Annotated in this window: 12 protein-coding genes; 6 read left to right on the top strand and 6 right to left on the bottom strand. The window is 69.9% G+C overall.

Translation table 11 applies throughout. The features are described 5' to 3' along the window. The 4 genes from ACFXGA_RS18600 to ACFXGA_RS18585 all read right to left on the bottom strand — a co-directional run. A partial coding sequence (locus ACFXGA_RS18600) for an NB-ARC domain-containing protein (protein ID WP_378089409.1) occupies window positions 1–1,999 on the bottom strand: 1,999 nt, incomplete at its 3' end. Window positions 2,000–2,245: 246 nt separating this feature from the next. After that, entirely contained in the window at window positions 2,246–2,725 is a 480-nt protein-coding gene (locus tag ACFXGA_RS18595; protein ID WP_378089407.1) for a hypothetical protein, read from the bottom strand. A gap of 65 nt (window positions 2,726–2,790) precedes the next feature. Next, the gene (locus ACFXGA_RS18590) at window positions 2,791–3,177 is read right to left on the bottom strand and encodes a hypothetical protein (RefSeq protein ID WP_378089405.1); all 387 of its coding nucleotides are present in this window, start codon (window positions 3,175–3,177) and stop codon (window positions 2,791–2,793) included. 114 nt (window positions 3,178–3,291) lie between these two features. After that, window positions 3,292–3,741: a hypothetical protein gene (locus tag ACFXGA_RS18585; RefSeq protein WP_378089403.1), complete on the bottom strand. Its 450-nt coding sequence runs from the start codon at window positions 3,739–3,741 to the stop codon at window positions 3,292–3,294. Between the two features lie 300 nt (window positions 3,742–4,041). Here ACFXGA_RS18585 and ACFXGA_RS18580 point away from each other — a divergent pair, with 300 nt between their 5' ends. Next, on the top strand, window positions 4,042–4,272 hold the full coding sequence (locus tag ACFXGA_RS18580) for a hypothetical protein (protein WP_378089401.1): 231 nt from the start codon (window positions 4,042–4,044) through the stop codon (window positions 4,270–4,272). A gap of 74 nt (window positions 4,273–4,346) precedes the next feature. On the opposite strand, the gene ACFXGA_RS18575 is transcribed toward ACFXGA_RS18580, so the two are convergent. Then, window positions 4,347–4,637: a hypothetical protein gene (locus tag ACFXGA_RS18575; RefSeq protein WP_378089399.1), complete on the bottom strand. Its 291-nt coding sequence runs from the start codon at window positions 4,635–4,637 to the stop codon at window positions 4,347–4,349. Window positions 4,638–4,821: 184 nt separating this feature from the next. Here ACFXGA_RS18575 and ACFXGA_RS18570 point away from each other — a divergent pair, with 184 nt between their 5' ends. The 3 genes from ACFXGA_RS18570 to ACFXGA_RS18560 are packed head-to-tail and all read left to right on the top strand — an operon-like array spanning window position 4,822 to window position 6,490. Next, window positions 4,822–5,622 carry a TIR domain-containing protein gene (locus tag ACFXGA_RS18570; RefSeq protein WP_378089397.1) on the top strand — a complete coding sequence of 267 codons (801 nt, stop codon included), beginning with the start codon at window positions 4,822–4,824 and terminating at the stop codon, window positions 5,620–5,622. Next, window positions 5,619–6,071 (top strand): hypothetical protein, encoded by a 453-nt coding sequence (locus ACFXGA_RS18565; protein ID WP_378089395.1) that lies wholly within the window; start codon window positions 5,619–5,621, stop codon window positions 6,069–6,071. Before ACFXGA_RS18570 ends, ACFXGA_RS18565 begins: the two co-directional genes overlap by 4 nt. Continuing rightward, window positions 6,068–6,490 carry a hypothetical protein gene (locus tag ACFXGA_RS18560; protein WP_378089393.1) on the top strand — a complete coding sequence of 141 codons (423 nt, stop codon included), beginning with the start codon at window positions 6,068–6,070 and terminating at the stop codon, window positions 6,488–6,490. Before ACFXGA_RS18565 ends, ACFXGA_RS18560 begins: the two co-directional genes overlap by 4 nt. A 13-nt stretch (window positions 6,491–6,503) precedes the next feature. On the opposite strand, the gene ACFXGA_RS18555 is transcribed toward ACFXGA_RS18560, so the two are convergent. After that, window positions 6,504–8,474: a hypothetical protein gene (locus tag ACFXGA_RS18555; RefSeq protein WP_378089391.1), complete on the bottom strand. Its 1,971-nt coding sequence runs from the start codon at window positions 8,472–8,474 to the stop codon at window positions 6,504–6,506. Between the two features lie 302 nt (window positions 8,475–8,776). Here ACFXGA_RS18555 and ACFXGA_RS18550 point away from each other — a divergent pair, with 302 nt between their 5' ends. Together ACFXGA_RS18550 and ACFXGA_RS18545 are read left to right on the top strand one after the other, a co-directional pair. Further along, the gene (locus ACFXGA_RS18550; RefSeq protein ID WP_378089390.1) at window positions 8,777–8,989 is read left to right on the top strand and encodes a hypothetical protein; all 213 of its coding nucleotides are present in this window, start codon (window positions 8,777–8,779) and stop codon (window positions 8,987–8,989) included. Between the two features lie 97 nt (window positions 8,990–9,086). After that, window positions 9,087–9,593 (top strand): hypothetical protein, encoded by a 507-nt coding sequence (locus tag ACFXGA_RS18545; RefSeq protein WP_378089388.1) that lies wholly within the window; start codon window positions 9,087–9,089, stop codon window positions 9,591–9,593. The last annotated feature ends 198 nt before the right edge of the window (window positions 9,594–9,791 follow it).

Here is a 9,791-nt window from a genome sequence, read left to right as displayed (position 1 = left end):
CGTCGGCCGGCCCACCGGCCTCACCCCGCCACCAGGCGAGGTCGTAGCGGGTGGCCAGGCTTCCGGGATGGTCGGGGCCCAGCATCCGCAGCTCGTCTGCCAGCAGCGCCTCGAAACCGGCGGCCGCGCCGGCCGCGTCACCGGCCAGACCCCGCCAGAAGGCGAGGTCGTGGCGGGTGACCAGGCTGTCGGGGTTGTCGGGTCCCAGCACCCGCAGCTCGTCTGCCAGCAGCGCCTCGAGTGCGGCGACCACGTCGGCAGGGCCACCGGCCGCATCCAGCCCGACGGCGACATGGCGGCGAATGCCCAGGGTGGTGGGATGGTCGGGGCCGACCTGCGAGTCGGCGTGGTCGTGGAGGGTCTGCCAGTAGACGAGGGCGGCGTGGACTTGCCCGCTGTCGGCCAGTGAGTCTGCCGCGCGTTCTAGTACGTCGTGGAGTGCTGGGGTGAACAGCGCGGGGATGGTGCGGGTGTGGAGGGTGGTGGTGTTGGCGCGGAGTGCTTGGGCGAGGCCGGAGTGGGCGGTGTCGATCTCGGACCAGATGGTGCGGAGGCTGTCTGCGGTCGTGCGGGCGAGAGTGTCGAGGTGGTCGGGGGTGAGGGTGTCGCGGACGGCGCGTTGGACCAGGGCGTGCACCGTCACCGCCCGTTCCGGGCGGTCCGGGGTGAGGGTGGCCAGGTTGTACCGGTGAAGTCGGGTCAGTGCGTCGTGGACGTCCTCAGGGTGGACCTCGCGGCCCGCGCGGGCGGTGAGGTGGTCAAGGATGGGCGGTGCGGTGAACACGGCGAGGGGGATGCCGTTGGGATCGAGCAGGGCGGCGATCTCCAGCAGCGGCCGCGCCGGGTCGGCGCGGCCGGCGCGGTCGATGGAGACCGACCAGGTCGCGGCGATGGTGAGTTGGTGTTCGGGCAGGGCGTGTTCGGGCGGGGTGAGGTCGGCCAGGGTGCGGCGCCGGTCGGCCAGCATCGCCCGGTAGTCGGCGACGGTGAGCAGCGGCTGGTCGGCCAGGTAGGCAGCGGCCTGGCTCAACGCCAACGGCAGCCACCCCAACTCCGCCGCCAACCCCGCCAGCCGGTCCCGGTCGCCGCCGTCGGCGGTGCCGGCCAGCGCCTCGACGAGATAGGCCAGGGCTTCGTCGGGGGTGAACACGTCCAACTCGATCACCCGGTGACCGCGCCCGGACGCCGCGTCACGCCTCCGGCTGGTCACCACCACCTGCCCGCCCACACCGGGTGGCGGGTCCAGACCGCGAAGGTCGGCGGGGTCCTGCACGTCGTCCAGCACGACCAGCCAACGGCGCGTCGTGCCCGCCAGCCACTCCCGGAACCGGCCCGCCGCTTCCTCGGGTGGCCGGTCGGCGATCCGCGGGTCCTGCTCGACCAGCACCCGCTCGGCGGCTTCGGCGTAGGCGGTGACGATCGCGTCGCGCGACAGCGCCGACACCCACACCGCCACGTCCAACTCCTCGTCGGACCAGACCGACCAGGCGTGGTCGGCGGCCAGCTGGGTCTTGCCGACCCCGCCCATCCCCGACACCACCACACCGGCACCCCGCCCGGCCCCGACCAGTACGACCGGGCATCCCGCGTTCAACGCGTCCGCCAGTTCCGCGTGGGCCCGGCGTTCCCGGTAGTGCCCCGCCAGCGTGTGCGGCACCCCGACCCGCACCGGCCACACCACCCGTGCCGGAACCGCCTGGTGGACGACCGTCGCGTCCCGCCCGGCCTGCACCGACAACCCCGGCCCGAGCACGGTCGAACCCTGCCACACCCCGGCTGCGGCTGCTTCACGATCGTCCCCGAAGCCGCCGTCCTCCGTCACAGCCCATTCCCGACCCACGCGAACACCATCGCCGACCTGTTTGCCTACAGACACCGCACAACTGCGGCGACCCGCCGTCCACCCTCGGCGCACTGGCCGCGCCGCCTCGAACGGCACCAACGCCGCCTCGCCCAACGAGGTCCGCTGCTCGACGCCGTCAGCGTCCAGCCACGCCACCTCGAACCCCTCCTCGGGCGGCCGGTGCCGAGCCAGTGATCACCCGCATCCGCCGATCCAACCGCCTGTTCAGATCAACTGAGCCACGGGGGTCCCCTTGTCACCTTCGCTGAGCCCTGATCACTTCAACTGAGCCCGGACACCCGTGCAAGCGCGCCGGGCCCGCCCACAGTGGAATTACTGTCTATATAGATAATCATCGGCCGGTTCGGCCGGTGATCGGATGGGGTGAGGTGTTGCGGCTGGTCAGCTAGCCCGACGCTGCCGGGCGCGGCGCTCACGCTCGGCCAGGTGAAGCTGTACGATCGCCTCGTACGCCGCCGGGGTGTCCTTCAGGACGCCGCGCACACGGAACGCCGGGTCGATCCCCGCCTCCTCCCGCAACAGGCGCTGCTGGCGGTTGTAGGCGATCACGCACCCCTCGGCCTCCGCCGGGTTACGCGGCCGCACGCCCTCGATCCGCTCGGCGTTGTCCATGTCGCTGTTGCCCCAGGGCCGGCCGTCCGGCAGCAGCCCCGCGGGCATGATCATGGGCGGGCCGGGCCAGTCGCGGAACGGACCCCCGCCGACCAGGTCGGCCTCGCGCGCCACCGTGGTGTAGTCGGGCTCCACCCACGGCGCGTCCTCGTCCATCGGGGTACGGGTGGCGTCGGACCTGCTCAGGTGCCGCAGCGGCCCGTCCGGGTCCTGCGGGTCGAAGCCCCGAGTGGTGAAGTCCAGCGGCATGGCCGCGCCCCTCCTGACTGTGTGGTGCCCATCAGGATACGACCGAATACCGCCCGTGTTCACCTTCAGCGTGCGGGTTCATCCAGTGAGCTGCGGTCGAACCCTGGCGCCTCGGCCGGCACGTTCATGCACAGGTAGACCTCGACCTGCCGATCCGCAGGGACGGCGAAGGCCCCGATGTGGGTGCCCTCGTTGTTGCCGTTGGGCGTGCAGCTCAAGTCACCGGCACCGGCCACCCGGCACCAGCCGGTCAAGGTCTGCAAGCCCTCCTCCGCGCCGTCACGGTCGTAGTTGACCGTGCCGATCACCCGGCCGGGCTGGTGGACCCCGATGGGCCACTCGATCGACGGCAGCCCGGCGCGGGCACCGTCGCGCAGCAGTTCGACCAGCAGTCGCGGGGCACGCTTTTGCGGTTCGACGTTTTCGCGGATCCTCGCGGCCCGGTCGAACACCTTGGGGTCTTCTGGGGTCGTGTCGGCGTTTGAGGAACATCGGAACGGAAACCAGCGCTAAAGCGCTGATCCGGCCAAGATCGTGGACCAGGGATGAGCACCGCGATCCGCCCTTTAACAGTTCACGATCGTCGCCTTGACGCCGACGTAGCCTGACCACGTGTAGCCACGCACGCCGTTGGTGTTGTCGGTCAACAGGATCCACATCCTGCTTCCTTCGACCGTATCCCCCAGGGCGATACAGTGAGCGGTCACCGAGTGGTCCAATTCCCCTTGGCCGAGTGCGACGGCCTGGAGCCGTGGGGCCTCGCGGATCATGACATCGTCCTGAAGGAATTTCGCAGGCAGGTCTTCGGCCGCGCTGGCCTCGCCGAATCCGACTGCGGTGACGGTGGACAGGGCGACGGTCGCCGCAGCGATCGTGTGGGTGAGTCGAATTCCGATCATGCCAGGCTCCTGCGAACGGGTTCGGTTGGTTGGCGGCCCTCGAACCCAGGGCACCATCGGAACTGTGGAGGGGGAATCCACCTCGTTCGGAATCACCCGAAGCAGGCCATCGACCATCACCGGATCGTTCCGTCGCTCACGCGGAGTTCTCGTTGAGCGTGCGGAGGTGCCTCTCGGGATCACATGATCGGGAATGTGCCGACGCACAGCAGGTCAAGTCATGATCAGGGCTTAGCGCTGGTTTTCGTTCCGACGTTCCTCAAACGCCGTGTCGGTCACGGCGATGATCCAAGCGGACAGCCCGGTCCGCGCGGTCACCGTGCGCGCCGAGGACGGCTCACACGATCAGGTCGACTTGGGCGCACCGGCACATCGAGGTCCACGGTTTTGTCGGTGGCCGCTGATCGGGTGGCGGCCATGTTGACGCAGATGTTCACTGACGCGACGCGCAAGTTCGGTGCCGCCGGGCAGGACAGGCTGGCCGAACTTGCCGCACGAGCCCAAGGGCACGCCGAGGTCAAGGGCCTGGCGGTGCTGCCGGCGACCGTGGACGCCGGGGACACGGTCGTGCTCGACCCGGACGGGTTGACCGTGGAGCATGGGTTATTGAGGCTGGCGCCACCGCCTCGGCGCGCACCAAGCAGCTAGGGCCATCGCGTGGTCCGGCCGTCAGGTCGGACCACGCCTGCCCTTGCAGCTCAGTTCCACCTGGAGCTGCCCTGCTACTCCCGTGCTCCCACGATCGCGTGAAGCGCAGCCAACATGCCGATTCCGGCGCAAGCCGCTGCACCGACACCGGTGGCCAGACCGACGAGCAACCCCCACGCCATGCCGAGGCTCTGCCCGACGGCCATGCCGATCGGCACCGCTGCGCCGACGCCCACGAGGAAGGCCACCATGACCGTGGTGGCCAAGAGCGCGAACGTGCGCACCGAGAAGAGCCCGCCACCCGTTTGGGAGGCAGGCTGTCGATGATCGTTTTCCGAGGGCTTGTCGGAACCCTCTACTGTCATGTCCGTAGTCCCTTCCCGTTTAGCGCCGGATCCGGACTACGGGCGGCTCCCGTTCCCGCGGGAGCCGTCTGCGTTCATGAACGACTCTGCCGCCCTTGTCCCCCTCTAGCCTGGACACCGTCGCTCGATTCGTCAAGTCAGCCAAGTCTTCTCGATTTTGGGGAAATTCGCTAAGATGGCGAACATGGAGAAGCGGGTGGAGGCCCTGGGGCCGACCGGGGAGCGCGTCAGTGCAAGGATTGCGGCGATCCGCCGCTCCCGGCGCCTCACCCTGGGCGAGTTGGCGGCGAAGCTCGATGAGCTTGGTCGCCCCATCCAGCTGTCCGCACTGTCCAAGATCGAAAAGGGGCAGCGTCGCGTCGATGCTGATGATCTTGTGGCATTGGCCCTCGCGCTGGACGTCTCGACCAACGCCTTGCTGCTGCCCGACCAGTCTGATTCCACTGGTTCGGCATTGTTGACCTCGTCAACGACCATGACGACTCACCAGGCGTGGGAGTGGGCCACCCGAGATCGACTGCCGACCACCACCTACAAGGGCAACTCGATCTTCATCTCCTACGCGCATGCCGATGGCGCCTCTTGGGCCAACTGGGTCGCCACTGTGTTGCAGCGCAACGGTTACCGGGTCATGCTGGACGACTGGGATCTGACTCCGGGGACCAATCTCGTCTCCTACATCACCGAGGCCATCTCAACAGCAGCGGCCGTCATCGTGGTCATGACCGAGGCGTATCTGTCCAGCACGTGGACCCAGGCTGAGCTCCAGATGGCGTCCATGCGCAGTCAGGACACACTGCTCCTTCCGGTCCGTGTGAACGACTTCAAGCCCACGGGGTTCCTCGGCGACATCGTCGCGCTCGATCTCACGCAGAAAAGTGAACGCAGCGCAGTAAACGTGCTGGTCGACACCTTGGCCACTCTTGGGCTTTCCCCAAGGAAGAGCCCCGAGGATGCCCCCTGGCCGATGCAATCCGACAGTTGAGCAGGTCGCAGGCCGGAAATCGTGGGCGTGTCGACTTGCATGGTGCAGAGAAGGTCCTCGACGACACGAAGTTGCGGTGGCAGGGCGACCACGTGGTAGCCGCCGCCGAGCGCCGGCTTGCCGAGCAAGGCGAGCAGGCCGCCCGTGAGCTTCAGCCCCGCCTGGCCGAGTTCGCCGCCGAGCTGGCCGTCATCGAGGGGTTCGCCGCCGGTCGCACGGCGGAGGTCCGGCAGCGCGTCGCCGCCGACTGGATCACCGGTCACACCGACGGACTGCGGATGCCCAGGTGGTGGGTCAAGGAGTTGGAGGCCACGGCCCCGGCCGCTCCGTTCCCGGCCCGGACGGTCATCCGGCCAGATGACCCTGCAACACCGTCGACCAGGCAACCGGCGCCTCACTCCACGCGTAAACAATCCGTATACGGATCCGTGTACGTTCTGTTTACATGAGCCCCGACTTCGACGACACCGCCGACCCTCACCGCCCTGACCTCGAGGCGGTGAAGTGGGAGGCGTGGGAGCACCTCACGGACCGTCGCTGGGAGCCCGGTTCGGGAATGCACCAGAACCTCAGCGGCTTCCTGGAGTCGGTGCTGAAGGTCTGGGGCGCCCACAGCCAGGTACGCGACCATCCCGGCGGCCCCGGAATGTCCGTCGCCGACGATCGCGACACCCTCGCGGCCCTGACCGTGCTGCACCACCAGGTCCGCGAGGGCGTCGACCAACTGGAGGCCGAGCTGATCGGCCAGGCCCGCCGCCGCGGCCTCACCTGGGAGCAGATCGCCGCCGCGTGCGGGAAGACCGGACGGCAGCCGATGTGGCTCTACCACCGCCGCCTGGCCGCCCGAGCACCGGACAACATCCTCTGACCAGTTCGGATGCTCAGCCGACCGGTTCCACGACGTCGGTGTCCTCGCTGTCGAAGTCCTCGTCGTCGGGCTCGTCGAGTTCGAGCTGACGGCCGGCCACGGGCGGCCCGTGGGGGTGGTCCAGGCCGCGGATGAAGCCGGCCGTGTCGCGGAACCGGTGCAGCGGCTTGAAGTGCTTCTCGACCATGCCGGGGATGTTGTTGTCCACGATGATCAGTTGGAAGTCGTGGTAGCGGCCGCCGAGGGACTCGCGGCGATCGGTCAGGTAGGTGGTCAGCCAGTCGTACATGCGGGTCGCCAGGCCCTGGTCGTGGCTGTTGCGGCCGAAGTTCTTCTGCGGGGAGTCCAGAATCAGCAGGTGCGGCAGGTGGAAGCCCTCCGGGTCCTCCAGGGCGTAGAGCAGCAGCGCGAGACTGTAGGCCACCGACACCGCGGTGCGCGAGCCGCCGCCGCGTTGGTCGAAGTCCTGCTCGTCGACCAACGGCGTCCACGTCGTGGGGTCCATGCGGGCGCGGCCGGTGGCCCAGGGCAGCCCGAACTTGCGCACGATCTGCCGGAACAGCGAGTTCAGCCGTGTCAGGGCGACGTCCGGGCGCACCAGGCCTGCGAGTAGTCGTTGGTGGCGCTCGCGCATCACGTCGAGGTCGCCTTGACGGTCCTGCACGTCGCGGTCGATCGCAGTGAGGCGGTCGTGCGGAACCCGGAGCCTGCTCAGCGCGGTGATCTGGGCTCGCAGCGCCTCCAACTCGCCGGTGGCCGCGGCGATGGCGTCCAGGTGCGGTGCGGTCGCGGCCGCCAGGTGCGCGTCGACCGCGCGGCGCGCTATGTCGAGCCGTTCGCGGGCCAGCCGCACCGCCTCGCCGCTGCTGACCAGGTCCTTCTCCACGCCGGCCAACGCCGTGCGCGCCGCGTCCAGCGCCTGGCGCAGGTGCGCCTTCTCCTTGACCAGCGCCGAGCCGGGCAGCGGCGCGGTGCACAGGCTGCACTGCCCCGGCTCGACCACCCGGTCGCGCAGGTCGGTCTCGCACGCCGGGCAGGCCAGGTACTCCAGCGCCAGCCGGTCCCGGTCCTGCGGGGAAGCGTCGGTGACCGCCTCCAGCCGGGCCAGCGACTTCTCCAGCGCGGTGACCTTGGAACGGGCCTCCTGGTGGCGGCGCCGGACCCAGTCCGCGCCGTCCTCGGCGGTGGTCAACCTCGTTCGGGCCTGGTCGACCTGCGCGTGCAGGTGCGCGGCGTGCGCCGCGGCCGCGTCGACCGCCCGCCGCAGTCCCGCCAGGGCGTCCCGGGCCTGGCGTTCCCGTTCCCGCAGCGCCGCGAGGTCGGCGGCCAGGGCGGCGGAGCTGGTGGCCTCCGAGTCGTCGAGGAACTCGGTGATCTGCCGCTTCTTGCGGCGCTGCGACTTGATGTGGTTGTCCAGGTCGGTGATCGCGCCGGCCAGCCGTTCGGCCTCCGGGTCCGACAGGTGCAGCAGCAGGTTGAGCACCGCCAGGCGCCGGTCGTCCTGGGAGGCCGGGCGGACGACGAACCGGTCGATGTCCTCCTGCCGGATGTGCAGGAACGGCAGCAGGTCCTCGGTGAAGGTCAGCCGCTTGTCCTTGGGCAGCCGCACCGAGGCGAACTTCTCGTCCAGGCCCAGCTGCATCAGCAGCCACGTCGACCAGGACGGCACCTCGCCCTGCGACTCCAGCGGGAACTCCCCCACCGGCGTGCCGCCGGCGTCGGCGACCTGCACCACCCCGGCCCGTGAGCGGTCGCGGCGCACCACGTAGGTGCCGTCGCCGATCTCCATCTCCGCGCGCACCGCCCGGAGTCGCTGGTCCACCGCGCCGCGGAACCGCACCTGCCTGCCGAACAGGAAGTCCAGGCACTCCGTCATCGACGTCTTGCCCCGGTCGATCGGGCCCACCACCGCCACCAGCGACCCGTCCAGGTCGTAGCGGTCCTGCCACACGCCCCGGTCGTCGCGGATCTCCAACCACTTCACGCGAAGCCGTCTGCTCAACCCCTACCCCCACCGCATCGGCGGGCGCGGTGACACGCCCGTGGCGGCAACAGTGCCCGGTCACCACGGGTGAGAGCCGCCAGGTGGGCACCTGCACCCGATCGGGGAAACCGACCGCACGACCGGACCAATCGAGCACCGTTGACGTGCACAGTCGCAGTACGCAGGCCGGTCTTCCGTCCGAGGCGGCAGCGGCGGGAGTCGTCGTGGCGGAACCATAGGATGAGCCGACCCGGACGCGAAGGACGTGCCCTCGCGCCACGCTGACACCCGGAGGTGGCGCGATGCCCACCGGTTCCCGCAAGCCTCGAGTCGGAGGCAGCGTCGAGGTCGTCGGCGGCCCGCACGCCGGCGTGATCTTCCAGAGGATGGCCGATGCCGACGATCTCTACTGTTCGGGCCACTTCTGCTTGAGCTGGCAGGAGCTGCTCGACTACGCGGGCGCGGACGGTGTCCGCAGCTACTCGACCCGCCGCGCGACGTCCGCGTCGGCCTGACGTCGCACGACGAAGCGGCGCGGTGCGGGCCATCCATGCCGCGGACCGGGCACCCTGTCAGCCGATGGTCTCGTGTCCCGGCGGACGGGAAGCTGCGGTGGTGACTCCGAACGCCGAGTACGCCAACGAGGAACACCTGGCGGAGACCGCCGCGCTGGCGGCCGCGCTCTGCCGGGACCTGGCCGCGGTTCGGTTGGCCGGCTTGTCCTCGGTGGAGGCGACCGCGGCGGTGACCAGCGCAGTCGTGGCGTGGTGCCACGTACAGGACTGGACCCCGAAGCTGGAGGTGGCCGGCCGGATCAGCCGGGCCACCCAAGGCGGCGAACGGCACGCCCGGTTGGACATCGTGTGCGCCCGGTCGCCCGGACCGGCTGTGGCGATCGAGATCGACCGGTTCGGCAAGGTGTGGTCGCTACGCAAGCTGCTGGCCGAGGTCGACGCCGCGCACCGCGCGCTGTGGGTGCGCTGGCACGGCCGGACCATCGTCGAGGTGCCGCCCACGGTGGGCCTGGTCGACATCGCCGCCACCGCAGGCTGGACCCGGCCCCCGCGGACCCGACAGGCCCGGCAGCCCGCCGACGGCATCGACCTGCGGGTCGTGTAGTCGCGGCCGCCGTATCCGGACCACGGCGAGATCGAGGTGGTCCCCGCTGGCAACGAGGAGGGCTGCGAGGACCACCGGCCCGAACCGGTCGTCATCGAGGCCTCTCCGTAGCAAACGCCGAAAAAACAACTCTTGCTGTGTTTACGCTGGGTGATACGGCGGGGGGGGGGGGGGGAGGCTGTGTTGTTGTTGTCGGCG

Source organism: Actinosynnema sp. NPDC059335 (assembly GCF_042752395.1).
Lineage (GTDB): Bacteria > Actinomycetota > Actinomycetes > Mycobacteriales > Pseudonocardiaceae > Actinosynnema.
Note: the sequence above shows the minus strand (reverse complement) of the source record. Positions and strands in the feature narration are given on the sequence as shown.

Excerpts from the sequence above, each read along its gene's own strand:
- ACFXGA_RS18595 (WP_378089407.1), bottom strand. The coding sequence starts at position 2,725 with ATGCCGCTGGACTTCACCACTCGGGGCTTCGACCCGCAGGACCCGGAC.
- ACFXGA_RS18585 (WP_378089403.1), bottom strand. The coding sequence starts at position 3,741 with ATGGTCGATGGCCTGCTTCGGGTGATTCCGAACGAGGTGGATTCCCCC.
- ACFXGA_RS18580 (WP_378089401.1), top strand. The coding sequence starts at position 4,042 with ATGTTGACGCAGATGTTCACTGACGCGACGCGCAAGTTCGGTGCCGCC.
- ACFXGA_RS18575 (WP_378089399.1), bottom strand. The coding sequence starts at position 4,637 with ATGACAGTAGAGGGTTCCGACAAGCCCTCGGAAAACGATCATCGACAG.
- ACFXGA_RS18570 (WP_378089397.1), top strand. The coding sequence starts at position 4,822 with ATGGAGAAGCGGGTGGAGGCCCTGGGGCCGACCGGGGAGCGCGTCAGT.
- ACFXGA_RS18560 (WP_378089393.1), top strand. The coding sequence starts at position 6,068 with ATGAGCCCCGACTTCGACGACACCGCCGACCCTCACCGCCCTGACCTC.
- ACFXGA_RS18550 (WP_378089390.1), top strand. The coding sequence starts at position 8,777 with ATGCCCACCGGTTCCCGCAAGCCTCGAGTCGGAGGCAGCGTCGAGGTC.